25 protein-coding genes are annotated in these 25,800 nt (G+C 70.3%); 18 read left to right on the forward strand and 7 right to left on the reverse strand.

Going from position 1 to position 25,800, the window contains the following annotated elements; all coding sequences use genetic code 11:
* Positions 1-99 precede the first annotated feature (99 nt).
* Positions 100-1,311, forward strand: a complete 1,212-nt coding sequence (locus ACFYNU_RS14690; protein WP_356585552.1) for a S8 family peptidase — start codon at positions 100-102, stop codon at positions 1,309-1,311.
* 119 nt (positions 1,312-1,430) lie between these two features.
* On the opposite strand, the gene secD is transcribed toward ACFYNU_RS14690, so the two are convergent.
* From secD to ACFYNU_RS14705, 3 genes are all read right to left on the reverse strand, one after another.
* A complete protein-coding gene (secD, locus tag ACFYNU_RS14695; RefSeq protein ID WP_356585553.1) occupies positions 1,431-3,791 on the reverse strand; it encodes a protein translocase subunit SecD in 2,361 nt (786 codons plus the stop codon).
* Between the two features lie 76 nt (positions 3,792-3,867).
* A complete protein-coding gene (locus ACFYNU_RS14700) occupies positions 3,868-4,398 on the reverse strand; it encodes a hypothetical protein (protein WP_356585554.1) in 531 nt (176 codons plus the stop codon).
* Positions 4,399-4,450: 52 nt separating this feature from the next.
* Complete coding sequence (locus tag ACFYNU_RS14705; protein ID WP_356585555.1) at positions 4,451-4,711, reverse strand: hypothetical protein; 261 nt, start codon at positions 4,709-4,711, stop codon at positions 4,451-4,453.
* 195 nt (positions 4,712-4,906) lie between these two features.
* On the opposite strand from ACFYNU_RS14705, the gene ACFYNU_RS14710 reads away from it, so the two are divergent.
* The gene (locus ACFYNU_RS14710; RefSeq protein ID WP_356585556.1) at positions 4,907-5,134 is read left to right on the forward strand and encodes a DUF397 domain-containing protein; all 228 of its coding nucleotides are present in this window, start codon (positions 4,907-4,909) and stop codon (positions 5,132-5,134) included.
* 76 nt (positions 5,135-5,210) lie between these two features.
* On the forward strand, positions 5,211-6,134 hold the full coding sequence (locus ACFYNU_RS14715; RefSeq protein WP_356585557.1) for a helix-turn-helix transcriptional regulator: 924 nt from the start codon (positions 5,211-5,213) through the stop codon (positions 6,132-6,134).
* Here the strand turns inward: ACFYNU_RS14715 and ACFYNU_RS14720 are convergent.
* Positions 6,115-6,957: an SAM-dependent methyltransferase gene (locus ACFYNU_RS14720; RefSeq protein WP_356585558.1), complete on the reverse strand. Its 843-nt coding sequence runs from the start codon at positions 6,955-6,957 to the stop codon at positions 6,115-6,117. The genes ACFYNU_RS14715 and ACFYNU_RS14720 overlap by 20 nt on opposite strands.
* Before the next feature lie 124 nt (positions 6,958-7,081).
* Positions 7,082-7,531, reverse strand: coding sequence for a hypothetical protein (locus ACFYNU_RS14725; RefSeq protein WP_356585559.1), 450 nt, complete (start codon positions 7,529-7,531; stop codon positions 7,082-7,084).
* Between the two features lie 509 nt (positions 7,532-8,040).
* Between ACFYNU_RS14725 and ACFYNU_RS14730 the strand changes: the two genes are divergently transcribed.
* Entirely contained in the window at positions 8,041-10,554 is a 2,514-nt protein-coding gene (locus tag ACFYNU_RS14730; protein WP_356585560.1) for an alpha-L-fucosidase, read from the forward strand.
* 199 nt (positions 10,555-10,753) lie between these two features.
* On the opposite strand, the gene hypB is transcribed toward ACFYNU_RS14730, so the two are convergent.
* Together hypB and ACFYNU_RS14740 are read right to left on the reverse strand one after the other, a co-directional pair.
* The gene (gene hypB / locus ACFYNU_RS14735) at positions 10,754-11,539 is read right to left on the reverse strand and encodes a hydrogenase nickel incorporation protein HypB (RefSeq protein ID WP_356585561.1); all 786 of its coding nucleotides are present in this window, start codon (positions 11,537-11,539) and stop codon (positions 10,754-10,756) included.
* Between the two features lie 63 nt (positions 11,540-11,602).
* Positions 11,603-12,067 (reverse strand): hydrogenase maturation nickel metallochaperone HypA, encoded by a 465-nt coding sequence (locus ACFYNU_RS14740; RefSeq protein WP_356585562.1) that lies wholly within the window; start codon positions 12,065-12,067, stop codon positions 11,603-11,605.
* Between the two features lie 53 nt (positions 12,068-12,120).
* Between ACFYNU_RS14740 and ACFYNU_RS14745 the strand changes: the two genes are divergently transcribed.
* The 14 genes from ACFYNU_RS14745 to ACFYNU_RS14810 all read left to right on the forward strand — a co-directional run bounded on the left by ACFYNU_RS14745 (position 12,121) and on the right by ACFYNU_RS14810 (position 25,793).
* Entirely contained in the window at positions 12,121-13,176 is a 1,056-nt protein-coding gene (locus ACFYNU_RS14745; RefSeq protein WP_356585563.1) for a hydrogenase expression protein HypE, read from the forward strand.
* Positions 13,177-13,323: 147 nt separating this feature from the next.
* A complete protein-coding gene (locus ACFYNU_RS14750; RefSeq protein WP_356585564.1) occupies positions 13,324-15,096 on the forward strand; it encodes a nickel-dependent hydrogenase large subunit in 1,773 nt (590 codons plus the stop codon).
* A 1-nt stretch (position 15,097) separates the two neighbouring features.
* Positions 15,098-16,063, forward strand: coding sequence for a NifU family protein (locus tag ACFYNU_RS14755; RefSeq protein ID WP_356585565.1), 966 nt, complete (start codon positions 15,098-15,100; stop codon positions 16,061-16,063).
* Complete coding sequence (locus ACFYNU_RS14760; protein ID WP_356585566.1) at positions 16,060-16,782, forward strand: DUF5947 family protein; 723 nt, start codon at positions 16,060-16,062, stop codon at positions 16,780-16,782. The genes ACFYNU_RS14755 and ACFYNU_RS14760 overlap by 4 nt, the downstream gene beginning before the upstream one ends.
* Complete coding sequence (locus ACFYNU_RS14765; RefSeq protein WP_356585567.1) at positions 16,779-17,492, forward strand: DUF6084 family protein; 714 nt, start codon at positions 16,779-16,781, stop codon at positions 17,490-17,492. The genes ACFYNU_RS14760 and ACFYNU_RS14765 overlap by 4 nt, the downstream gene beginning before the upstream one ends.
* Positions 17,489-18,994, forward strand: coding sequence for a hypothetical protein (locus ACFYNU_RS14770; RefSeq protein WP_356585568.1), 1,506 nt, complete (start codon positions 17,489-17,491; stop codon positions 18,992-18,994). The genes ACFYNU_RS14765 and ACFYNU_RS14770 overlap by 4 nt, the downstream gene beginning before the upstream one ends.
* Complete coding sequence (locus ACFYNU_RS14775; protein WP_388766279.1) at positions 18,991-19,110, forward strand: DUF6893 family small protein; 120 nt, start codon at positions 18,991-18,993, stop codon at positions 19,108-19,110. Before ACFYNU_RS14770 ends, ACFYNU_RS14775 begins: the two co-directional genes overlap by 4 nt.
* Positions 19,111-19,139: 29 nt before the next feature.
* The gene (locus ACFYNU_RS14780) at positions 19,140-19,346 is read left to right on the forward strand and encodes a hypothetical protein (protein WP_356585569.1); all 207 of its coding nucleotides are present in this window, start codon (positions 19,140-19,142) and stop codon (positions 19,344-19,346) included.
* A 7-nt stretch (positions 19,347-19,353) separates the two neighbouring features.
* The gene (locus tag ACFYNU_RS14785) at positions 19,354-19,920 is read left to right on the forward strand and encodes a hydrogenase maturation protease (RefSeq protein WP_356585570.1); all 567 of its coding nucleotides are present in this window, start codon (positions 19,354-19,356) and stop codon (positions 19,918-19,920) included.
* A gap of 2 nt (positions 19,921-19,922) precedes the next feature.
* Complete coding sequence (hypF, locus tag ACFYNU_RS14790) at positions 19,923-22,493, forward strand: carbamoyltransferase HypF (protein ID WP_356585572.1); 2,571 nt, start codon at positions 19,923-19,925, stop codon at positions 22,491-22,493.
* Positions 22,494-22,560: 67 nt separating this feature from the next.
* Positions 22,561-22,854, forward strand: a complete 294-nt coding sequence (locus ACFYNU_RS14795) for a HypC/HybG/HupF family hydrogenase formation chaperone (protein ID WP_356585574.1) — start codon at positions 22,561-22,563, stop codon at positions 22,852-22,854.
* On the forward strand, positions 22,855-23,958 hold the full coding sequence (gene hypD / locus ACFYNU_RS14800; protein ID WP_356585576.1) for a hydrogenase formation protein HypD: 1,104 nt from the start codon (positions 22,855-22,857) through the stop codon (positions 23,956-23,958).
* Positions 23,955-25,073 carry a hydrogenase expression/formation protein HypE gene (gene hypE / locus ACFYNU_RS14805; RefSeq protein WP_388766285.1) on the forward strand — a complete coding sequence of 373 codons (1,119 nt, stop codon included), beginning with the start codon at positions 23,955-23,957 and terminating at the stop codon, positions 25,071-25,073. Before hypD ends, hypE begins: the two co-directional genes overlap by 4 nt.
* The gene (locus tag ACFYNU_RS14810; RefSeq protein ID WP_356585577.1) at positions 25,074-25,793 is read left to right on the forward strand and encodes a DUF6390 family protein; all 720 of its coding nucleotides are present in this window, start codon (positions 25,074-25,076) and stop codon (positions 25,791-25,793) included.
* Positions 25,794-25,800: the final 7 nt, after the last annotated feature.

Here is a 25,800-nt window from a genome sequence, read left to right on the forward strand (position 1 = left end):
ACGTGGCAGGTCATCGTCGGTGTGCGGCGTACGACTCCGTACGCCACCCCCACCCGGCGCGTGGAAAACCAACGCGCCACCGTTCGAAGGACTCTCTCGATGGCAGCAGTACGCGACACCAAGCGGCGCATCACCGTGGCGGTCACCACCGCGGCGACCCTGGCGGCGGTACTCGGCGCGGGTCTGGCCGCCCCCGCCCAGGCGGCCCCGGCGGAAGGCAGGATTCTGCACGCCGGCGCGGCCGAGGCGGTGCCCGGCAGCTACATCGTCACCCTGAAGCAGACGGCCGGGCTCAAGGCGTCGACGGCCCAGGGCAAGAAACTGATATCCGGCTACGGCGGCCAGATCAAGCGCACCTACACCTCCGCGCTCAACGGCTACGCCGCCACACTCAGCGCCGCCGAGGCGAAGCGGCTCGCGGCCGACCCCGCGGTCGCGCGGGTCGAGCAGGACCAGAAGGTCCACGCGACCGCCACCCAGACCAACGCGCCCTGGGGCCTCGACCGCATCGACCAGCCGAACCTCCCGCTTAACGGCACCTACACCTACCCGGACTCGGCGGGCGGCAACACGACCGTCTACGTCCTCGACACCGGCGTGCGCATCAGCCACCAGGAGATCAGCGGCCGGGCCTCGTACGGCTGGGACTTCGTCGACAACGACGCCACCGCCCAGGACGGCGCCGGTCACGGCACCCACGTCGCCACGACCGTCGCGGGCACCACCTACGGCGCGGCGAAGAAGGCGAAGATCGTCGCCGTGCGCGTCCTCGGCAACAACGGCTCCGGTACGACCGCCGGCGTCATCGCCGGTGTCGACTGGATCACCGCCAACCACGTCGCCTCCTCCGTCGCGAACGTCTCGCTCGGCGGAGGGGCCAGCACCACGCTGGACGACGCGGTGCGCAGATCCATCGCGTCGGGGGTGACGTACTCCATCGCGGCCGGCAATTCGGGCGCGCTCGCGTCCAACTACTCACCCGCCCGGGTGGCCACCGCGATCACCGTCGGCGCCACGACCCGGACGGACGCGCGGGCCACCTACTCCAACTACGGCCCCACCGTGGACATCTTCGCGCCGGGCTCCGACATCACGGCCGGCTGGAACACCTCGGACAGCGCGACCTACACGGGTAACGGCACCTCCTTCGCCGCGCCGCACGTCTCGGGCGCCGCCGCCGTCTATCTGACCAACCACCCGGGCTCCTCGCCGGCGGCCGTCGCCACGGCGCTGGTGAACGGCGCGACGTCCAACGTGCTCTCGGGCGTCGGCACCGGCTCCCCGAACAAGCTCCTCCGGCTCGTCCCGTAACGACACCGCACGACGGCGCGACGGCACGACCGCACGACCGCACGACGGCCGGGGATCCGGACGTGGGAACGCCCCCACGCCCGGGTCCCCGGCCCGCGTCACCCCCCGTCAGGCCCGCGTCACACCCGTGCCCCGTTGTCGGCGGGACGGCCGCGACCGGGCAGCGGTCGCGCACGGCCGTCGCCGCGCCGGGACGGCCGGGCCGGCGGACTTCCCTTCCGGCGTGACTCCATCTCCAGCGCGACCGGCACCGCCGTGAACACCGACGAGTACGTCCCCACACAGATGCCGATCAGCAGCGCCAGCGCGAAGTCCCTGAGCGAGTCCCCGCCGAGCACCGCCAGGGCGGTGAGGATGAACAGCGCGCCCATCCCCGTGTTCACCGTCCTGGGCACGGTCTGTAGTACGGCGGTGCGCGCCACCGGCAGCAGGGGACCGCCGGGCCTCCTCGCCCACAGCTCACGGACCCGGTCGAAGACCACCACCGAGTCGTTGACCGAGTAGCCGATGACGGTGAGCAGTGCCGCCAGGAAGATGCCGTCGACCGGACGTCCCAGCCAGGCGAAGACGCCAACCAGGATCACCACGTCGTGCACCATCGCGGTGACCGACGCCACCGCGAACGACCACCGGAACCGCACGGCCAGATAAAGGAGTTGGGCCCCGACGGCGATCCCCAGCGCGATCAGCGCGTGCCGCCTCAGCTCGTCGCCGAGACTGGGCCCGATCAGATCGTCCCGTGTCTTCGTGGCCGTGCCGCCCTCCTCGGCCAGGGCGCCCCTGATGGCGGCCTCGGCCCGCTCGCCGGTGTCGCCGGTGCGTACGGACAACTCCCGCTCGCCCGCCGTCGTCACCTCGGCGTCGGCGAACCCGGCGCCGGCCAGGGCGGTGCGTGCCGTGTCGACGTCGACCGGCCTGCTCGTCGAGTACTCCATGAGCCGCCCGCCGGTGAACTCCACCCCGAGATTCAGCCCGCGCAGCGTGACGCCCAGCACGGCGAGCGCCACCGCGACCGTCGAGACCACCAGCCACCGCCGGGACCTGCGGAACAGCCGCGGGTCCCGGCGGGTCAGATACGTACGCACCCGGCCCCGCAGACCGATTCCGTTGACGCCGGGGAAATCGGTGACGAAGCGGGAGCGCGCGGCCATCTCGGTCAACGCCCGCGCGAGCACCAGGGCGGAGAACATCGACACGAGTACGCCGACGGCGAGCGTGACCCCGAACCCCTTCACCGGCCCCGATCCGAGACCGAAGAGGAGACCGGCGGCGAGCAGCGTCGTCACGTTGGAATCGACGACCGCGGTACGGGCGTTGCGGAATCCCGCGGCCAGCGCGGACCGCAGGGTGCGGCTCGTACGACCGGAACGGCTCGCGTACTCCTCCCGCGCCCGCTCGAAGGCCAGGACGTTCGCGTCGACGGCCATACCGATGGCGAGGACGAACCCGGCCAGCCCGGGGAGCGTCAGCGTGACACCGAGCGCGACCAGGGCGGCGTACGAGATCAGCGCGTACCCGGCCAGGGCCAGCGACGCGAGGCCGCCGAAGAGGCGGTACACGAAGGTGATGAACACGGCGGTCAGACCGGCGCCGATGACCGCCGCCCGCGCGCTGGCGCTGATCGCCTCGGCGCCCAGCGTCGGGCCCACCGTGCGCTGTTCGAGGACCTCGACCGGCACGGGCAGGGCCCCGCCCTTGATCAGCAGCGCCAGGTCCCTGGCCTCGTCGGCGGAGAAGGACCCGCTGATCTGTGTGGTGCCCGACGGCAGCCCGGCCCCGCAGGCCACCGAAGGGCTCACCTGGGGCGAGGAGATCACCTTCTCGTCCAGCACGATCGCGACCCGGCGCCGGTCGTCCTCGGGCGGGTGGCAGGCGGCCTCACCGGTCAGCCGTGTCCAGAGACGGGAGGCGTCGTCACGGAAGTCGAGGGAGACGGACCAGCCCGCCCCGCGCTGCCCGTCGAACTCCGCGCGGGCGTCCTGAACCCCCGCGCCCGACAGGTCCGAGGCCCCGAGCCGGAGCATCCGCCCGCTCTCGTCGGGCAGCTCCGACTCCCCGGCTTCCGGCCGGTCCGGTGCGGGGGCGGCGCCGTCGTCGGAGGCACTGTCGTCGGAGGCACTGTCGTCGGGGACGCCGAGGACGGGATGGAACGTCAACTGGGCTGTCCTGCCCAGCACCTCGGCCGCCTCGCGCGGATCGGTGACATCGGGAAGTTCGACGAGAACACGGTCCTCGCCCGAGCGCGTGACGGTCGGCTCCGAGACCCCCAGCGCGTCGATCCGCCGGCTCAGCACCTCCACCGTACGGTCGGTGCTCTCCCGGTCCGCTCTCGCGGTCGGTGAGTCCTTGGCCTGGAGAACGAGCCGGGTACCGCCTTGCAGGTCCAGCCCCAGTCTGGGGCTCATGGTCAGAGTGACGAAGAGTGATACGAGCAGGACGACCGCGGCCAGAACTGCCCGCACCGTGGTGGCGCGAGTCATGGGAATCCTCCGGGAGGGCGCCGGACAGCGCCGCGCCACGGGGGGACACGGGCCTGGCTCTCAGGCCCGCCCACCTCTACCGAGGGCGGTGCACCGGCGCGGAAACGGGACAGTGCGGATGACTGCTCCCGTTTGGAGGTCCGCGTACGTCCGGCAGACCCGGAGGGCCGGTCGTCGATGCGGCGAAGCCGGCCGGGGAGGCGCACTCCACGACGGCGCGGGGGACGGGAAGGACCGCGGGGACCGGCAGGGCGCCGCTGTCGGGCCCCGGCGCCGGGTGCTGCCGGGTACGTTCGGGCGCCCACAGACCGGTGGGCGCCGTCCGGGTCGGCGCACCCGTGGAGGTCCGCTCGGAGCGCGTCGGCCGGTCGGTCTGCTGGGGGAGTGTCCGCTGTACGGGGGTGGCCGCCGGGGCGCCCACGCCCGCGCTCGTGGCGCCGAGCGCGGACGCCGGAGCGGGGGAGACCAGGGTGACGACGCCGAGAAGCAGCGCCGACAGCACTCCTGCGGCACGCTGCCGGACTCCCCAAGCCGTCCGCCGCACCGCCGAGTTCATCGGCGCGGGGATCGCGCGACGGGCGCGCGCCTTCCGTGCCGGGACATTCACCGTCTCAAGGTACCTGGTGCGGGCGAGACGGGTGGGCGCCGTACGGGAATGGTCAGATGAGGCCCGCGCGTACGCCGGCGAGTGCCTCGTCGAGCGAGTCGGCGGTGTTCTCGTGCCCGCTGAATCCCTCGTCCTCGGCGGGGTCGACGGTCCATCCCCAGCCGCTCTCCGGGTGTCCGTCGATCGTCGCCGCGTGCTCGCCCTTGGTGAGGGTGATCGAGAGATTGCCCGCCGGGAAGGCGGTCACCTCGGCGTGCGCGCTCTCGCCGAACGCGTGGTGGATGGCGTCGCGGGCTTCCTGCTCCGTGGTCATGGCTGCTCCTGGATGAAAGTGAACCGGCGGACCCGGCGAGGGTAATCGAACGTTTTTCTGCTGGCTGATGCCGCGCTCGGAGGTATACCGCGATCACTCTTCAGGGGGACAGCTCCCCTCGGGTGGCGCGGTCTAATATCGCCGTGTTTCCAGCCCGTGCAATTGCACCACGGGCACTCAGCCAGGGAGAAGCGTATGGACAGCTATCGCAATGGTGTCTCCGCGGGTTCCATCACGGCGGACTGGATCAAGAGCGAGAAGAGTTCGGCCAACGGTCAGTGCGTCGAACTCGCCTCCCTGCCGGGCGGTAAGGTGGCGATGCGCAACTCGACCGATCCCGACGGGCCGGCGCTGATCTTCGAGGCGCCCGAGATGGAAGCCTTCCTGGACGGTGCGAGGAAAGGCGAGTTCGACACTCTGTAGTCCAACTGGTGTGGTTTGAATGCCAGTTCGGTGGGACACGCGAGCTTCGCCGTGCCATGATGAGCCACGCTTATTCATGAACGGAGCACGCGTGTCCCATCAACCTGATAACCCGGTCCCGCTTTTCGGCCCCGTTCGCCAACCGAGTCTCAATCCGACAGCGGCCGGTATCGTGCTCGGCACGCAACTGCGCAGAATGCGCGAGGCTCATAATGTCACCGCCACCCACTCGGCGAAATTGATCAACGCCTCCGTCTCCAAGGTGAGCCGGCTCGAACGGGCGCTGAGCCCGCCGGACCTTCGGGACGTCGAGATCCTCGCCGCCAAGTACGGGGCGACCGCGGCCGAGCGCGCCGATCTGCGGCACCTCGCCCGCCGCGCGCTGGAACCGGAATGGTTCGACCGCTACTCGGACTACGCGGCCTCGTGGATGCAGCGGCTGATCGCGCTGGAGTCCGACGCCGTGTACTTCTGCGCCTACGAGGCCCGGATCGCCCCCGGTCTCCTCCAGACCGCCGCGTACGCCCGCCAGATCATCAGCGACGGCCTGCGCGTCTGCGAGGGCGACCAGGTGGAACAGCGTGTCGAGCTGCGGGCGGAGCGGCAGCGGCGGTTCTTCGAGCAACCCGACCCGCCCAAGGGGAGGTTCCTGCTGGACCAGTCCGTACTGCTCCGCCAGGTGGGCTCCCGGCAGACCATGGCCGAGCAACTGCGCAAGCTCCTGGAGTACAGCGACCGGCCCGGTGTCTCCATCCAGTTCGTGCCGCTGAACAGCAGCGTCGTCTCCAACCACGGCTCCATGGCGCATCTGCGCTTCGCCCCCCTCGGGCCACCCGCCATGGTGTATGTCGAGGGGGACGACGACGCGACGTACTACGTCAAGCCGGACGAGGTGGAGCGGCGCGTGGAGCTGATGCTGCGCCTGAGCCACGAGGCGGCGGCCTCCTGGCGGGACAGCCGGGCCATACTGCTGGACGCGATCAAGCAGTACGAGGAGTAGGGAGGAGTGTCCGCCGCCGGCTCGGCGGCACCTCGGCCAGTCCGCCGTACTCCGTCCACTCGATGCTGCGCTGCCGTTGCTGGAGCTCCGAGTCCGGCCGCCAGTCCGTGACGTCGACCAGTCCGGGCGGCTGGATGTCCAGCCCGTCGAAGTACCGGTCCACCTCGGCCCGTTCGCGTACCTGACCCCATCGGCCGTGGGTCTGTTCCAGCATCATCTCCGTCACCTGGCGGCGCAGCTCGGCGTCGTCGCTGACCAGTTGGCAGATCACCACGAAGCTGCCGGGCCGCAGACGGTCCACGACACGTGTGACGAGTTCGGCCGGTCCGGCGGAGTCGGGAATGCAGTGCAGAACGGAGTTGAAGAGAACGCCGACCGGCCGGTCGAGGTCGATGAGCCGCTTGAAGTCGGCGTGTTCCAGGATGTGGTCCGTCTCCAGCATGTCCGAGGCGATGACGACACTCTGGTCGTTCTCGTCGAAGATCGCCTGACCGTGCGCGAGAACGACGGGGTCGTCGTCGACATAGACGACATGTGACCGGGGATCGACGGCCTGGGCGATCTGATGCACATTGTTCTGCGTCGGCAGACCGGAGCCGAAATCGACGAACTGCCGAATTCCGTGCTCCTCGGCCATGACACGCACCACGCGCTCCAGGAACCAGCGGTTGTTCCTGGCCAGTTCCTTCGTGGTCGGCGCGACCTTGAGGAGTTCCTCGGACGCTTTCTGGTCGACTTCGTAGTTGTAATGGCCGCCCAGCAACCAGTCATACATCCGCGCCGCACTCGGTACGGATAAATCGACACGCCTGTTGTCCGCCAAGGGACAGACTCCTCCCGGTTCGAGCCCCGATCTCGCCAGGGAATACGAACCCATCCTAGGAGGGCAGCCGAAGGCGCACCACCACGTGTCGGCGTGATGATGGCGCCCCGGAGTCGAGCCTGTGTTACGGACGGGAAGTGCGATGCTCCAGTTGTTGGAGTGTCGCGGCCGGGCACTGTCGCCGGACCGTCAGAAGAGACGCGACCACCGCCGGCGGATCGACGCCCATGAGATCGGCGACCGCCCCGATCGTCAGGGACAGCCGCCACCGCAGCAGGGCGATGTCCGCGGCGTCCTGCGGGAGGACGCCGTACAGCCACCCGACGGCCGGATCCTCGTCGCCGGCATGGCGGCTCGCGGTCTGGATCTGCGCGCGCAACTGCCGCCACGCGTCCGCCGCCGGGCGGGCGTTGCGCAGGAGGTCGCCCCATCGGCCGCCGACGGCGGCCAGGGTCGCCTCGACGGCGGCGCGGCTCGCACTCTCGTCGACGAGTCTCGCCCGTGCGTAGCGGAGATAGTCGGGCCGGTGCAGCTGAACAAAGGCGGCGAAGCCGAGAAGGCCGTGCTGATTCACCGGCCGGCCGGGAACGGCTGCGGAAATACTGGGCGCACTGCTATCGTGCGATGGCCCGGAGGGCGGAATTATCCAACCTCGGCGAAATTGGTCAAGCATCGGCTCTCCGCTTTTGATCGATTCGCACCCTGGGTTGTGGCTGGTACCCATTCCCGGGGCGGGCTCCTCACCGGGAGCTGAAACGACCGTACCGCGTGTCACTCCGCGACTGCCGTGAACAGCCCCTCATGCAAAGTCAGATTCGGCCGGGCGCCCCAATGGGCAGCTGTCGTAGCGCCGTTCGATATTCGATTCGAATATGCAGCCGCTTTCCGTTCGAGTGGGTCGTTTTCTTTTCGAATTCGATCGGGACCGCCGAACCGGCCGCGTCGGAGGGGGTGACGCGGGGCCAACTGGCCTTTAACATCCGATGTGTTGACCCGCTCGATCGTCAAAACTGGGCGCAAAGTGCCCAATTGGGATGTCAGGGTCGGATGTATCCACGGGATCGCTCGCGGAGGAGTGCCGGAATGCGCAAGGTGATCGGTGTCGTGCTCGCGTTGCTGCTCGCCGTGGGGGCGGTGGCGACAGGCCCGCCCTCGGCCGTCGCCACCGCGGCGGACCGGCCGGAACACCCGGGCGCACCGGCTGTCCGCGGCATACCGGGCGCGATCGATCTCAGCGCCGACGAAGACCTCGCGGCCTGGCAGCGGCTCCAGTTCGGCATGTTCATCCACTGGGGTCTTTTCTCCGAGCTGGGCGGCGTCTGGAAGGGCGAGCCCGTCACCTCCGGGTACAGCGAGCAGATCCAGATGTGGGCGAACATCTCCGAGGAGGAGTATCTGGACGTCGCCGCCCGTTTCCGGCCGGACCGCTTCGACCCCGCCGAGATCTGCTCGCTCGCCAAGCGGGCCGGTATGCGGTACGTGGTCATCACCAGCAAGCACCACGACGGCTTCTCCATGTTCGACACCGCCACCACCGACTACGACGTGACGGACGCGACCCCGTACGGAAAAGACCCCCTCAAGGCGCTCGCCGACGAATGCCGGGGCCAGGGACTGAAGTTCGGCTTCTACTTCTCCCTGGTGGACTGGCACCAGGGCCACGCCTTCGACGGCAACAACAACAATCCGATCCCGGCCTCGATGGAACCGGTGATAAAGGCGCAGATCCGCGAGTTGATGACCAACTACGGTGACATCGCCGAGGTGTGGTTCGACATGTCGTCGCCCACGGACGCGCAGAGCGAGGAATTCGCCGGCATCGTCCGCGAACTCCAGCCGGAAGCGGCGGTCAACAGCCGGGTCTGGAACAACAAGGGCGACTTCCGCACACTCGGCGACAACGAGATCCCCTCCGTGGCACTCGACGGTGCCTGGCAGACCCCCGCCTCGATCTACCACGACACCTGGGGCTACCGCAGCTGGCAGGTCCGCGACGACCTGCCCGGCAAGATCCGCGACCTCGTCGTCGGACTCACCGGTGTACGGGCCCGTGGCGGCAACTATCTGCTCAACATCGGCCCGCGCGGCGACGGTTCGGTGGTCGAGTTCGAGGCCGACGTCCTGCGCGGAATGGGCGACTGGCTCGACCGCCACCCGGGCGCCGTGCTCGACGCCTCCGCCACCCGGTTCGGGGGACAGCCCTGGGGCGAGGTGACGGTCGACGACCGCGAGATGTTCCTCCATGTGACCGACTGGCCGGAGACCGGCGAACTGCGGCTGCCCGGCCTGGCCACGCCCGTACGGGAGGTCCGCGAGGACGGGGCGGCGGAAGTGCTCGACTGGCGCCGGGACGGGGACGACCTCGTCGTCACGCTGCCCGCGGCGCCACGCGACCAGGTGCTTCCCGTGATCAAGGTCGAACTCGGCTCCGAACTGCGCGTCATCCCCCGAGGAACCGTCTCCCTGGGCCGCGACGGAGCGGCGGCGCTCGACGCGGCGGACTTCGAGCAGGGCTACAGCTACGCCGACGACGGCAACTACTCCACCACCCGCCGGACCACTGTGCGCCACACCGCGTACGTCACCCCCGACCGCGCCGGACGGGTGTCGCTGGCGGTACGGGGAGAGGCCCGCCCGGACGCGCTCTACCGCGTCCAAGTCGGCTCGCGGTCCGAGCTGGTGAAGGGCGAGGACCTGACCCGCGAGACCGTCGGCCCCTTCTCCGTACGCCCCGGCCAGGTCACCCCCGTGACCCTCACCCTCGCGCGGCCCGACCACGCGGGCGAGGACCTCGGCCTGCGCCTCGACGCGCTGCTCGTCGCGCCCACCGGAAGCGTCGTCTCCTGGGCCCAGGCGCCGGACCAACTCACGGTGGGTGCGGTGACGGACGTCCCGGTCCATGTGACGAACCTCGGCCGGCGCCCGGCGCGCGGCACCCTCGCGCTGCGGGCGCCCGAGGGCTGGACCACCGGCGGTGGAGAGCGGTTCAGCGGCCTGGGAGCGGGCCGTACCCACACCCTCACGGCCCCCGTGTCGATCCCGGCGTCGAGTGCGACCGGCCCGGCCGCACTCGAAGCGGTCGTGACCGGCGTGGGAGGGAAGGTCGTCGAACTCACCGTTCACACCGAGGCCGTGCTGCCCAACGTGGCGCGCGACAGGGCGGCGACCCAGTCCAGCACGGCGTGGGACGGTGTCGCCGGCCGCGCGGTCGACGGGAACACCGCGGGGGACTATCTGCGCGACAACACCACGACCCACACGGCGGAACCGTCCCGCGAGGCATGGTGGCAGGTCGATCTGGAGCGGTCCCACACCATCGACACCGTCGAGATCTGGAACCGCACCGACTGCTGCGCGGAACGCCTCGCCGACTACTGGGTGCTGGTCTCCGACACCCCGTTCACCTCGGACTCACTGGAGGAGGCCCGCACCGCACCGGGTGTGACCGCCGTCCACCGCGAGGACCGGGCGGCGCGCCCGACGAGCGTCGACCTCGCCGGAACGAAGGGCCGCTACGTACGCGTCCAACTGACATCGACCACGAACCCGCTGTCCCTGACGGAGGTCGCGGTGCGGGCCCGGGAAGGCACGACCTAGTACATCTCCGTGTTGGAGAGCGCCCACAGGGCCCACAGGACCACCCCGAGGGGAACGACGACGGCCACCGAGCCGAGTACGACCCCGCCCCAGGCGCGCCGCCGGTCGACCAGCGGCGGCGGAGCGTAGATCCCGTGGTGTCGGCGCCGTATGGGTGCGGCTACTCAGATCGGCGGACGAGTGGCGGGGGCGGCACGGCTCAGTACCGCGCGGCGATCCAGTCGTACCAGTCCCGCATCCCCTCACCGGTGGTCGCCGACAGGGCCAGCACCCGCAGGCCCGGGTTGACGGAGCGGGCGTACTCCTCGCAGCGGGCCATGTCGAAGTCCACGTACGGCAGGAGGTCGACCTTGTTGATGATCACCAGGTCCGCCACGGCGAACATGTACGGGTACTTGAGCGGCTTGTCCGTGCCCTCGGTGACCGAGATGATCACGACCCGGCTGCGCTCGCCGAGGTCGAACAGGGCGGGGCAGACCAGATTTCCGACGTTCTCCACCAGGATGAGTGACCCCGGCTCCGGCGTCAGGGTCGTCAGCGCGTCCCGCATCATCTCCGCGTCGAGGTGGCATCCCGCGCCGGTGTTCACCTGTACGACGGTGCTGCCCGCGCGCTTGATCCGCTCGGCGTCGAGCATCGTCTCCTGGTCGCCCTCGATGACCGCGACGCGGCGTCGGCCGGCGAAGTCCCGGATGGTGCGTTCGAGCAGGGTGGTCTTGCCGGCCCCGGGTGAACTCATCATGTTCACCGCCACGATGCCCTGTTCGGCCAGCCAGGCGCGATTGCGGGTGGCCAGGTCCTCGTTCTTGGCGAGGACCCGCTGTTCGAGGGTGATGGTCTCGCCGCTGTCGGCCGCGCCGCGGATCGCGACCGGCGCGGTACGGCTGTGGTCGTGGTCGTGGTCGTGGTCGTGGTCGTGACCGTCACCATGACCGTGACCGTGACCGTGGTCGAGATCGCCCTCGTGGGGATGCGTGTGAGGCACGGCGACCCGCGTCCCGCCGCCCCCCTCGCTACCGCCCGAGCAACCGCACGTACCGCACATAGGTCAGCCCACTCTCATGGAGATGATCTGTAGCTCCTGGCCCGATGTGATCTCCACATCGGCGCTCCCGCACGGACACAGCAATACAAGATCCGGCACGGTGAAGTCCGCCGAACACGCCCGGCAGCGCGCCGTTCCCGGAGGCTGCTCGATTTCGAGCGTCGCGCCCGCCGCGACCGTGCCCGCGGTGGTCAGATCGAAGCAGAAGCGCATGGATTCCGGCACCACCGCGGTCAGTATTCCCACCCGGACACTGACGGTATGGACCGGCCTTCCCGCGGCGCGTTCGCAAATCGCGTCGACAATGCTCTGCGTGATCGACAATTCATGCATCGACTGGCCGGCCTTCCTCAAGTCACCCAATTGGCCGAGCTTCGCGGGGCGAAACAGATAGGGCCGCCCGGACGAAACTCGTGTTGACAGAACGCTCAGCCAGATCCTAGATGGTAGCAATGTGAGCGACGCCACACCCATGAGATTCGTGGGTATCGGGTGGGACAATCCCGGAAGGCAGCGGTGCTATGCCGACAGAAGCGGCGAGAAAAGCCGAGGACACACTGATTCACGTGCTGTGGATCAATGCCGGACTGAGCTGTGACGGGGACTCGGTCGCGCTGACCGCCGCGACCCAGCCCAGCATCGAGGAGATCGCGCTCGGCGCGCTGCCCGGTCTTCCGCAGATCGCCGTGCACTGGCCGCTGATCGATTTCGAGTGCGGCCCCAACGGCGGCGCCGACGACTTCCTGGAGTGGTTCTTCAAGGCGGACCGCGGGGAACTGGAGCCTTTCGTCCTGGTCGTCGAAGGCTCGATTCCCAACGAGAAGCTGCACGACGAGGGCTACTGGTCCGGCTTCGGCAACGACCCGGCGACCGGTCAGCCGATGACCACCAGCGAGTGGCTCGACCGGCTCACGCCGAAGGCCACGGCGGTCGTCGCGGTCGGCACGTGCGCCACCTACGGCGGTATCCACGCCATGGCGGGCAACCCCACCGGCGCCATGGGCGTCCCGGACTATCTGGGCTGGGACTGGAAGTCCAAGGCGGGCATCCCCATCGTGTGCGTCCCCGGCTGCCCCATCCAGCCGGACAACCTCTCGGAGACGCTCACCTATCTGCTCTACATGGCCACCGACCAGGCCCCGATGATCCCCCTCGACGACGAACTGCGCCCGACCTGGCTGTTCGGCCAGACGGTGCACGAGGGCTGCGACCGGGCCGGCTACTACGAGCAGGGCGACTTCGCGACGGAGTACGGCTCGCCCAAGTGCATCGTGAAGCTGGGCTGCTGGGGCCCGACCGTGAAGTGCAACGTGCCCAAGCGCGGCTGGATGAACGGCATCGGCGGCTGCCCCAACGTCGGCGGTATCTGTATCGGCTGCACCATGCCCGGCTTCCCCGACAAATTCATGCCGTTCATGGACGAGCCCCCCGGCGGGAAACTCTCCACGAATGCCGTCGGCCTGTACGGGGCGACGATGCGGCGGCTGCGCCACATCACCACCCACACTCTCGACCGCGAGCCGAAATGGCGTAAGCGCGGCAAGGAACTCACCACCGGCGCCACGCGTAACTGGTAATCCGGTGACCTGCCCCATCGGCCGCCGGTCCGGCGGCCGATGGGGCACTCGGCTGGCAACCGCCCGGTAGCACCTGGCAATTCACCGTTCAATGACATCCCCACGACATCCCCACGACATCGCGAACCGGAAAGCAGAGGCGGCCTCATGACGGCGACGAGCCAGGGCAGAGACGAACTGGTGGAGATGGCGTGGGATCCCATCACCCGGATCGTCGGGAGTCTGGGTATCTACACGAAGATCGACTTCAAGCAGAAGGTCGTCGCCGAGTGCCACAGCACCAGCTCGATCTTCCGCGGCTACTCGGTCTTCATGAAGGGCAAGGACCCGCGCGACGCCCACTTCATCACCAGCCGGATCTGCGGAATCTGCGGTGACAACCACGCCACCTGTTCCTGTTACGCGCAGAACATGGCGTACGGCGTGAAGCCCCCGCATCTGGGGGAGTGGATCGTGAATCTCGGCGAGGCCGCCGAGTACATGTTCGACCACAACATCTTCCAGGAGAATCTGGTCGGGGTCGACTACTGCGAGAAAATGGTCGCCGAGACCAATCCGGGCGTACTCGAACAGGCCAACCGCACCGAGTCGCCGCACGCGGCCGACCACGGGTACAAGACCATCGGCGACATCATGCGCTCGCTGAACCCCTTCACGGGCGAGTTCTACCGCGAGGCCCTCCAGGTCAGCCGGATGACCCGCGAGATGTTCTGCCTGATGGAGGGTCGCCATGTGCACCCCTCCACGCTCTACCCCGGCGGCGTGGGCACCGTGGCGACCATCCAGCTCATGACGGACTACATCACCCGCCTCCAGCGCTACGTGGAGTTCATGAAGAAGGTCGTGCCCATGCACGACGACCTCTTCGACTTCTTCTACGAGGCGCTGCCCGGCTACGAGCAGGTCGGCAACCGCCGTATCCTGCTCGGCTGCTGGGGCTCCTTCCAGGACCCCGAGCACTGCAACTTCGAGTACAAGGACATGACCGACTGGGGTCGGAAGATGTACGTGACCCCCGGCGTCGTCGTGGACGGCAAGCTCGTCACCACCGACCTGGTGAAGATCAACCTCGGCATCCGCATCCTGCTCGGCTCGTCGTACTACAACGACTGGGACGAGCAGGAGATGTTCGTGACCCACGACCCGCTCGGCAACCCGGTCGACAAGCGGCACCCGTGGAACCAGCACACCAACCCGCAGCCGCAGAAGCGCGACCTGGGCGACAAGTACAGCTGGGTCATGTCACCGCGCTGGTTCGACGGCAAGGACTACCTCGCGCTCGACACCGGCGGCGGCCCCCTCGCCCGGCTGTGGGTCACCGCGCTGGCCGGCCTCGTCGACATCGGCTACATCCAGGCCACCGGCAAGAGCGTGAAGATCAACCTCCCCAAGACCGCGCTCAAGGGCCCGGTCGAGCTGGAGTGGCACGTCCCGCGCTGGAGCAACACCATCGAGCGCAACCGGGCGCGGACCTACTTCCAGGCGTACGCGGCGGCCTGCGCGCTGCACTTCGCCGAGAAGGCCCTCGTGGAGATCCGGGCCGGCCGCACCAAGACCTGGGAGAAGTTCGAGGTCCCGGAGGAGGCTGTCGGCTGCGGCTTCACCGAGGCCGTACGCGGGGTGCTCTCGCACCACATGGTGATCAAGGACGGCAAGATCGCCAACTACCACCCGTACCCGCCGACCCCGTGGAACGCGAGCCCGCGCGACACCTACGGGACACCGGGGCCCTACGAGGACGCGGTGCAGGGACAGCCGATCTTCGAGGAGAACGACCGGGAGAACTTCAAGGGCATCGACATCATGCGGACCGTCCGCAGCTTCGACCCCTGTCTGCCCTGCGGCGTGCACATGTATCTCGGTGAGGGCAAGAAGCTGGAGCTGCTGCACTCGCCCACGCAGTCCGCGGGCAGTGAGTGACGTGACCGAAGTGACCGAGACGCCCGAGGCGGCCCAGGAGTGGCGGGCGACCGGGGAGCGTATCGACACCCTGATCGCCGCCAGCGCGGCGGGCGGCGTCGTGGCACGCGAGCGCAGCGAGGAACTGGTGCGGCTCGTCACCGACTTCTACGGCGCCGGCCTGGAACGCCTTCTGGACCTCGTCCATGAACAGGGGCGACTGGACGACGAGTTGCTCGCCGCCCTCGCCGCGGACGACCTGGTGGCCAGCGTGCTCCTGGTGCACGGACTGCACCCGTACAGCGTGACGACGCGCGTCGAGAACGCGCTGGAGAGCGTGCGGCCCTATCTCGGCTCGCACGGCGGCGACGTCGAGTTGCTGGGCGTCACGGACGAAGGGGCCGTACAACTACGGCTGTTGGGCAGCTGCGACGGCTGCCCGTCCTCCTCCGCCACCCTCGAACTCGCCGTGCGCGGCGCCATCGAGGCGGCGGCCCCGGAGATCACCACGATCGAGGTCGAGTCCACGGAGAAGAACGCCGCCGGGACCGCGGGACCCCTCGTCCCGGTGGACGCCCTCTTCTCCCGGCTGCACGACGCGGATCCCGCGGGCGGCGCGGACACCGGCGCCAGCTGGGAGCCGGTCCCCGCCCTGCTCGCCCTGGAGTCCGGCGGCGTGGCGCGCCTCACCGCCGGCGGGCTGCCGGTGGTGGCCTGCCGGATCGGCCCCGACCTGTTCGCCTTCCGGGACCGCTGCGCCCGGTGCGAACTCCCCCTGGAGGGCGCCACGCTGGCCCGGCGGCTCGGCGGCGGCTCGGGCGACGGAGTGCTGCGCTGTTCCGCCTGCCGCGCGCACTACGACGTACGGCGGGCCGGTGCCTGCCTCGACCCCGAGGCCGACGGGGCGCATCTGGACCCGCTGCCGCTGCTGGCGGACGGGGCGTCGGTCTCGGTCGCCGTACCGGCCACGCAGGTGGTCGCGACATGAGCGCGCCCACCGGCCGCGCCGTGCCCCGGGGGCGCGCCGCGTCGCCGGCCGCCGCGCTGCTGCGGGTCAACCGCAGTCGCCCCGGGCCCGTCGTCGGCGAGCGGTGCGAGATGTGCGCCGCGCCGATCGGCGAGGAGCACCAGCATGTGGTGAATCTGGAGAGCCGCAGTCTGATGTGCGGCTGCCGCGCCTGCTATCTGCTCTTCACGGACGACGCCGCCCAACTGCGCTACCGCGCCGTCCCCGACCGGTACGTACGTTTCGACGGGCTCCCGCTGGACGCGCGCACCTGGGACGAGTTGCAGATCCCGGTGGGTCTGGCGTTCCTCTTCCGCAACTCCGCGCAGGACCGCACCATCGCCTTCTACCCCGGCCCGGCCGGGGCCACCGAGTCCGAACTGCCTCTCGACGCGTGGTCGACCATCGTCGAGGCCAGCCCCGAACTGGCCATGCTGCGGCCGGACGTCGAGGCGCTGCTCGTACGCCGCACCGACGCGGGCGGCGGTGGTGGCGGGCGCGAGATCGCCGCGTCCTGCCATCTGGTCCCGATCGACGCGTGCTACGAACTGGTCGGTCGACTGCGGACGTTGTGGCGCGGCTTCGACGGCGGCCGGGAGGCACACGCCGCGATGGACGCCTTCTTCGAGCACGTACAGCGGCGCAGCCGGCCGGCGCCCGCCGTCGCCGACGGCACGCCGGCCCCGGGCGGCGCCTCATGAGCGCCGCCGCGGCCCCCGGTCCCGGCCTGGAGTTCTCCGTACGGGACATCGTCGCCGAGCCGTACTCCGCCGCGCCCCAGCTGACCGCGCGGCTGCGGATCGAGGACGGCACCGACGAGCGGATCCACGCGATGGTGCTGCGCTGCCAGGTCCGTATCGAACCGCAGCGCCGCCACTACGGACCGGCCGAACAGGAGTCCCTGCGGGGGCTCTTCGGGGAGCGTGAGCGCTGGTCGGACACGCTGCGGCCGTTCCAGTGGATGCAGTGCCACACCACCGTGCAGGGCTTCACCGGCGCCACCGAGATCGACCTCGCGCTGCCCTGCACCTACGACTTCGACGTCATCGGCTCCCGCTATCTGCACGCCCTCGGGGACGGGACGGTGCCGATCAGCCTGCTCTTCTCGGGCACCGTCTTCACCAAGGGCGGCGGCGGGGACGGCGGTGGCGGCGGTTCGGGCTTCGGCGTACGGCAGGTGCCCTGGGACTGCGAGGCGCGCCATCAACTGCCGGTCGCCGTATGGCGGGAGATGATCGCCGCCCACTTCCCCAACTCGGGCTGGATCAGGCTCGATCACGATGTGCTCGCCCGCTTCGCCGACTTCCGGGAGCGGCGCGGACTGATCAGCTGGGACGAGACGGTGACCACGGTGCTGGCGGACGCGCGGGCGCGGACCGCCGCCGACGAGATCGGTGAGGTGGTCACATGACCCCGGTGACGCCCGTACCGGCCATGGGCCTGGACCATGTCCGTACGATCGCCGACGCGGTGCTGTACGAGGGCTACTTGCTGTACCCGTACCGCGCCAGCTCCCACAAGAACCGGTCCCGCTGGCAGTTCGGCGTGCTCGGCCCGCCCGACGCGGCTCCCGGCAGCTTCGCCGAGGATCCGGGCATGGCGATGCAGGCACTCCTCCAGGTGCCTGACGTCGCCTCGGGGCGCCCGCCCGGGGTGACCGTTCGGCTCCGTTTCCTCCAGCTCCAGGTACGCGAGGTGCAGCGGCTGGAGGCCGACGGCGGGTACACCCCCGTCGGTGAACTCGATGTCGCCGGTGTGTCCGTCCTGAGCTGGGACGAAGCCGTCGAGTGCGAACTGGACCTGGGAGAAGTCGCGTTGAGCCCCGAGGACGGCTCGACCGACGAGGTGCGGACGGTCCCCGGCGGCGAGGAGACCGAGCCGCTGACGGACGGGCACGGGGTCACGGTCGGCCGCGTCGTACGGCGCCGCGAACCGCTGACGGCCCGTGTCCGCACCCGTACGACATGGGACGACGGCTACCTGCGGCTCTCGGTGTCGGTGGACAACGAGCACACGGGAACCGCCACCGACAAGGACGCCGCGATCCGCGCCTCGCTGATCGGCACGCATCTGCTCCTCCAGGCCCACGGCGCCGACTTCCTCTCCCTGCGCGAGCCCCCGGACGAGGCCGCGCCCTCCGCCGCCCGGTGCGAACAGCGCAGATGCTGGCCGGTCCTGGCCGGTGCGAAGGGCTCCACGGACACGGTGCTCGGCGCGCCGATCATCCTCTACGACCACCCCGAGATCGCCGAACAGAGCCCCGGCGCCCTCTTCGACTCCACCGAGATCGACGAGATCCTGACCCTCCGGGTGATGACGATGACGGAGGAGGAGAAGGCGGAGGCGCGCGCCACCGACCCACGGGCCCGCGAGATCATCGACCGCTGCGACACGATGTCGCCGGGCGACCTCCAGCAGCTCCACGGCCTTCTCCGTGACCCGCATGGTCCCGGTCCCGGCCCTGGTCCCGCCGGGCTTGAGCGCGGCCCCGTCGGCGATCTGCGGGACGCCGAGCCGGCCGCCTTCGACACCGGCGGCGCCCCCTGGTGGGACCCGGCGGCCGACGCCGCCGTGTCGCCCGCCTCCGACGCCGTCGTGATCGAGGGCGTCGCCGTCGCCAAGGGCAGCCTCGTCCGCGTACACCCCTCCCGCCGCGCGGACGCGCAGGATCTCTTTTTCGCCGGTCAGGTGGCGCGCGTGACCGCCGTCCTGTCGGACGTCGACGGCGGCGTACATGTCGCCCTCGTCCTGGTCGACGACCCGGCCGCCGAGATGCATGACTGGTACGGGCGCTACTTCTACTTCGCCCCCGACGAACTCGAACCCCTGCCCGACACCCCCGATGTCACGGGCATCCCCGGCACCTCCGAACCACCCGAATCCCCCGAACACCGGAAGGAGAACCCCTCGTGAGAATCCTCGGAATGGTCACCGCGGGTGCCGCCGCCGCTGTGGCGGTCGTCGCCGTCGCCGTCGGCGTGCGCTCGATCCCCGACATCCGCAGATACGTCCGCATGCGCTCGATGTGAGCGCGTGACACGAGCGAGAGGAGCATCCGATGACTGACACGGCACGTGGACGCCACGACGAAGAACCGCAGGAGGAGCGCGGCCCGAAGGGATCGCGCGACACCGGCTCGGACCAGCCCTCCGGCGGCCCGGCCGAGCGGCCGGCCGGCCGCTCCGGCAAGAAGTCGGACACCTCCGTCAAGCCGGAGGAGCCCACCGACCCCGACGCGCCGAACCTCCAGTCCGGCGGAAACTGACAGCGACGTGACCAGAGGCGTGCTCGTTGCCGGCATCGGCAATCTCTTCCTCGGCGACGACGGTTTCGGCCCGGAGGTCGTACGCCGGCTCGCCACCGACCCCGGCGCGCCGCTCCCGGACGGCGTCCGGGTCGTCGACTACGGCATCCGGGGCATGCACCTCGCGTACGACCTGCTCGACGGGTACGACGCGCTGGTGCTGGTCGACGCCTACCAGGGCGGCGGCGCACCCGGCGAGCTGACCGTTCTGGAGGTCGGACCCGACGACCTTGGATCAGGTGAATTCGACGCACACGGCATGAATCCGGTATCAGTACTGGCAAATCTGGGCCAACTGGGCGGTACGCTTCCGCTGACCCACGTTGTGGGGTGCACCCCCGCCGACGTCGAGGAGGGCATCGGCCTCACCGAGGCCGTCGCCGCGGCCGTACCCGAAGCGGTGGCGGAGGTGCGCGCGCTGGTCCGGCGGCTGTCGGCGGCCGGACCGGCACCCACCGGCGAATCCGCGGCCGTTCCCGAATCCGCGACCGCTTCCGCAACCGCTCCCGCACCCGCCCGGACCCGGAGGTCCTGATCATGTGTCTCGGTATCCCTGGGCGAGTGGTGGAGATCGTCGAGGGGTACGCGGACCAGCTCGCCCTCGTCGATGTGGAGGGCGCCCGGCGGCGGATCAACGTCGGCATGCTCGACGCGCCTCCAGCCCCCGGCGACTGGGTTCTGCTGCACATGGGCTTCGCCATGGAGATCATCGACGAGACGAAGGCGGCGGAGGCGCTCTCGGGCCTGGAGATGATGGGCAGCGGCGCCCGGGAGACGGCGGAGCCCGAACAGCCGCGCGTACGCCGCCGGTTCGAGGTGCGCGGTGTCGTCCAGGGCGTGGGCTTCCGCCCGTTCGTCTATGTCACCGCCGCCGAACTCGCGCTCACCGGCTCGGTGACCAACACCGGTGACGGCGTCGTGGCCGAGGTGGAGGGCGACGCCGACGCGGTCGCGGAGTTCGGCCGCCGGCTCCAGTCCGACCCGCCGCCGCTCGCGGTCGTGGAGTCCGTGACCGTGACGGACCAACCACCCACCGGGGGAGCGGAGTTCGTCATCGAGGCCTCCAGCACGGCCGACCGGGTACGCACCCTGGTCTCGCCCGACACCGCGACCTGCCGGGACTGTCTGGCCGAACTGCGCGACCCGGACGACCGGCGCCATCGCCACCCCTTCATCACCTGCACCCACTGCGGGCCGCGCTTCACGATCGTCACCGGTATGCCCTACGACCGCGCGGCGACGACCATGGCGGGGTTCGACATGTGCGACGACTGCCGCGCGCAGTACGAAGACCCCCGCGACCGCCGCTTCCACGCCCAGCCGATCGCCTGCCACGCCTGTGGCCCCCGTCTCGAACTCGTCGGCGAGAACGGCGAGGTGCTCGGGCACGGCGACCAAGCACTGCGCGCCGCACGGCGGTTGCTCACCGAGGGCGGGATCGTCGCGATCAAGGGACTGGGCGGCTACCATCTCGCGTGCGACGCCCGCGACGAAGCCGCCGTCACCGAACTGCGCAGCCGCAAGCGGCGCGGTGGCAAACCCTTCGCCGTCATGGTCGCCGACCTCGGTGTCGCCGAGGAACTGGTGACGCTCGACGACGACGAGCGGGCCCTGCTCACCGGCGGCCGGAAGCCGATCGTCCTGCTGCCGCGCCGTAACCCTGCCGCCGGCGCGGGCCTGGCAGCCGCCGTGGCGCCCGGCAACCCCGACCTCGGCCTGCTGCTCCCGTACACGCCCCTGCATGTCCTCCTCTTCGGCATCGGCGACGACGCCCCCGGCCCCGACGCGCTCGTCATGACGTCCGGCAACCGGTCCGGTGAGCCGATCGTCACCGACGACACGAAGGCGCTCAGCGAACTCGCCCCGCTGGCCGACGCGTGGCTCCGGCACGACCGCCCCATCCAGGTGCCGTGCGACGACTCGGTCAGCCGGTTCGTGGCCGGCGCCGAACTGCCCGTACGCAGGTCACGCGGGTACGCGCCGCTGCCCCTCGCTCTGCCCTTCGACATCCCGCCGCTGCTCGCCACCGGCGCCGACCTGAAGAACACCTGCGCGCTCGGCGAGGGCGGCTACGCCTGGGTCAGTCAGCACATCGGCGACATGGACGACCTCTCCACGGTCGACGCGCTGACCCGCACGGCGGCCCACCTCGGGCTGCTGACCGGCGTCGAACCGGGACAGCTCGTGGCCGACGCCCACCCCGGCTACCGCTCCGGCGCCTGGGCCCGCGCGCACGCCGAGGGCCGGGCCGTACACACCGTGCAGCACCATCACGCGCACATCGCGGCGGTGATGGGCGAGCACGGCATCGGCCCCGGCGAGAGCGTCATCGGCTTCGCCTACGACGGCACCGGCCACGGTCCCGACGGCGCGGTGTGGGGCGGCGAGACGCTGATCGCCGGCTACAAGTCCTTCCGCAGGGCCGCCCATCTGGCGTACGTACCACTCGCGGGCGGTGACGCCAGCGTGCTGCGGCCCTACCGGATGGCGCTCGCCCATCTGCACGCCGCGGGGATCGACTGGGACGAGAAGCTGCCCGCCGTGGCCGCCTGCCCGGCCGACGAACGCGACGTGCTGGCCCACCAGTTCGCGACCGACTTCGGCTGTGTGCCGACATCCAGCATGGGCCGGCTCTTCGACGCGGTGGCCTCACTCGCGGGCGTACGGCACGAGGTGGCGTACGAGGCGGAGGCCGCCATCGCGCTGGAGGGCCTGGCCCGTTCGGCGGCGGGGGAGCCCATGGGGACCCCTTACGAGTTCGGGGTCCTGGCGGGGCGCGACGTCGGGGAGCCGGTTGTCGCCGACGTCGGCCCGGTGATCCGCGCGGTGGTCGCCGACGTACGGGACGGCGTCCCGCCGGAGCTGATCGCGGCGCGCTTCCACGCGGCCGTCGCGGACCTCACCGTCGACCTGGCGGAGCTGTTCCGGCACCGGACCGGACTCGGTGTGGTGGCTCTCGGCGGTGGTGTCTTCCAGAACGCCGTCCTGCTCGAATCGACCCAACGGGCCCTGCGGGCTTCGGACTTCACCGTCCTGCGCCCCCGGCTGCTGCCGCCCAACGACGGCTGCATCGCGTTCGGGCAACTGCTGGTCGCCGCCTCCGGCTGACCTCACGCCGGATCACCTCGTCCTCGCTCCATCCATCACGCCATCCAGAGAGAAGGAAAGAGGCACCATGTGTCTGGCAGTCCCCGGGCGGGTGCTGAGCACCGCCGAGGTCGACGGCGCCCTGATGGCCCAGGTCGACTTCGGCGGCGTACGTAAGGAGGTCTGCCTCCAGTACATCCCCGACGCGGAGATCGGCGAATACGTCGTCGTCCACGTCGGCTTCGCCATTCAGCGGCTCGACGAGGCGTCGGCCCTGCGCACGCTGGCGAACTTCGAGCAACTCGGGCTCTTGGAGGAGGAGTTCGGCGACGGCTTCGAACTCGCCGCCAGGCAGCGGGAATCAGTGGAAGGCACCGGTTAAGTGAAATACCTCGACGAGTTCAGCGACCCCGATCTCGCCAAGCGGCTGGTCGACCAGATTCACGCGGTCACCACCCGCCCCTGGGCGATGATGGAGGTCTGCGGCGGCCAGACCCACTCGATCATCCGGCACGGCATCGACCAACTGCTGCCCGACGGCGTGGAGATGATCCACGGACCCGGCTGCCCGGTCTGTGTGACCCCGCTGGAGATCATCGACCGCGCGCTGGCCATCGCCGCCCGGCCCGGCGTGATCTTCTGCTCCTTCGGCGACATGCTGAGGGTGCCGGGCAGCGGCCAGGACCTGTTCTCGGTGAAGAGCGCGGGCGGTGACGTACGGGTCGTGTACTCCCCGCTCGACGCGCTGAAACTGGCCCGCGAGAACCCGGACAGGGAAGTCGTCTTCTTCGGCATCGGCTTCGAGACGACCGCCCCTGCCAACGCCATGACGGTCCATCAGGCCCGGCGTCTCGGCGTACGGAACTTCTCGATGCTCGTCTCGCACGTACTCGTACCGCCCGCGATCGCCGCCATCATGGAGTCGCCCACCTGCCGGGTGCAGGCGTTCCTCGCCGCCGGGCACGTGTGCAGCGTGATGGGGACCGCCGAGTACCCGCCCCTGGCCGAGAAGTACCAAGTCCCCATCGTGGTCACCGGATTCGAACCGCTCGACATCCTCGAAGGGGTCCGCCGCACGATCCTCCAGCTCGAACAGGGCCGCCACGAGACGGAGAACGCTTACCCACGCGCCGTACGCGAGGAGGGCAACGTGCCGGCCATGGAGATGCTGCGCGACGTCTTCGAGGTCACCGACCGGACCTGGCGCGGCATCGGCATGATCCCGGGCAGCGGCTGGCGACTGTCCGAGAAATACGCGGAGTTCGACGCCGAACGCAGATTCGACGTGACCGGTATCCGCACCGCCGAGTCGGCACTGTGCCGCTCGGGCGACGTGCTCCAGGGGCTGATCAAGCCGCACGAGTGCGCCGCGTTCGGCAAGGAGTGCACCCCGAGGAACCCGCTGGGCGCCACGATGGTCTCCTCCGAGGGCGCGTGCGCCGCCTACTTCACCTACCGCCGACTCGAACTGGTCGATGCGAAGTGACTGAGACCCGGACCACACACCCCGTACCCGCCCCGGCGACCGGCGCCGCCGTCGCGGACAACGGCCTCGACTTCGAGAGCTGGACCTGCCCCGTCCCCCTGCGCGCGACCCCGACGGTCGTCATGGGCCACGGTGGCGGCGGCGCGATGTCGGCCGAACTCGTCGAGCACCTGTTCCTGCCCGCGTACGGCTCCGCCGCCGCACCCGAACTGGGCGACTCCGCCGTCCTCACCGTCGGCGAAGGCACCCGACTCGCCTTCTCCACCGACTCGTTCGTGGTCAGACCGATGTTCTTCCCCGGTGGCTCCATCGGCGACCTCGCCGTCAACGGAACCGTCAACGACCTGGCGATGTCCGGCGCGACGCCGCTGTTCATGTCGTCCGCGTTCATCCTCCAGGAGGGCACCGCGCTCAGCGACCTCGGACGCGTCGCCCAGGACATGGGCGCGGCGGCGCGGGCGGCCGGGGTACGGCTGGTCACCGGCGACACCAAGGTCGTCGACAGCGGAAGCGGCGACGGCGTCTACGTCAACACCTCCGGGATCGGGGTGATCCCCGCCGGCGTTGACATCGGTCCGCGCCGCGCGGCCCCCGGCGACGCCGTGCTGATCAGCGGCGACATCGGAGTGCACGGCGTGGCGGTGATGAGCTGCCGCGACGGCCTGGACTTCGGTACGACGGTCGAGAGCGACACCGCGCCCCTGCACGGCCTGGTCGGCGCGATGCTCGCCACCGGCGCCGACATCCACGTACTGCGCGACCCCACCCGCGGCGGTGTCGCCGCCTCGCTGAACGAGATCGCCACCGCCTCGGGGGTCGGCGTCGCACTGATCGAGCGGGACCTGCCCGTACCGCACACCGTGCGCGACGCGTGCAGCCTGCTCGGGCTCGACCCGCTCCAGGTGGCCAACGAGGGCAAACTGATCGCGATCGTCCCCGCCGACCGCTCCGACGAAGTCCTCGAAGCCCTCCAGGCGCATCCCCTGGGACACGGCGCCCGGCGCATCGGCACCTGCGTACCCGACCACCCCGGCATGGTGGTGGCCCGGACCGGGCTCGGCGGCTCGCGCGTGGTGCCCCTCCCTGTCGGCGAACAGCTCCCGAGGATCTGCTGAATGAGCGAGCGCGGCGCGATCCTCTTCGCGCGGTACGCCTATCCGCCCAACGAACTCGGCTACTGCGGCCCGGCGGACTCCGCCGCGCTGCTGCGCCCCGCCGACCCCGACGGCATCGAGCGGGGCGCCCGCCAGTTCGACGGCGCCTGGGTCTATCTCGAATTCCTCGCCGAGACGGCGGGCCTCGACGACCCGCTCGACGAGCGCGTCGTCGAGGCCTACTGGATCGGCAACGACCTGCTGGACCGGGCCGACCCGGCCGCCCTGCTGGACCGGATGCGCGACCGCTTCCGGGGCCAGCTCGGCGGAACCTGGCGCGAGGCGTCCGGCCGGGCCCTGGCCCACCACAGTTTCCAGGTCTTCGACGTCTACCCCTGGGCGGAGCTGCTGCGCTCCACCGGCAATCCGACGGCGCTGTCCGTCCTCGACCGGTGCCGTATCCGGACGGGCGTGGTCCGCGCGGTCGCCGGTGAGTCGGCCACGGTCGAGTCCCGCCCGCTGACCTGGACAGGAACGGCCCTGATTCCGGGACCGCCCCTGACCGAGTCCGTGCGCTGGTCGACCGGAGGCCGCTCGCTGATCCAGGGACTCGCTCCCGGGGACCTCGTGACGCTGCACTGGGACTGGGTGTGCGACGTGGTCACTGCGGCACAGGCGGAACGCGTCGAGTCGACCGAGGCGCGCCGACTCGCCGTACCGGACCGCGTGGCGGCGGGGTGACGCGCGG

It is taken from the genome of Streptomyces sp. NPDC006643 (genome assembly GCF_042870175.1).
Classification (GTDB): domain Bacteria; phylum Actinomycetota; class Actinomycetes; order Streptomycetales; family Streptomycetaceae; genus Streptomyces.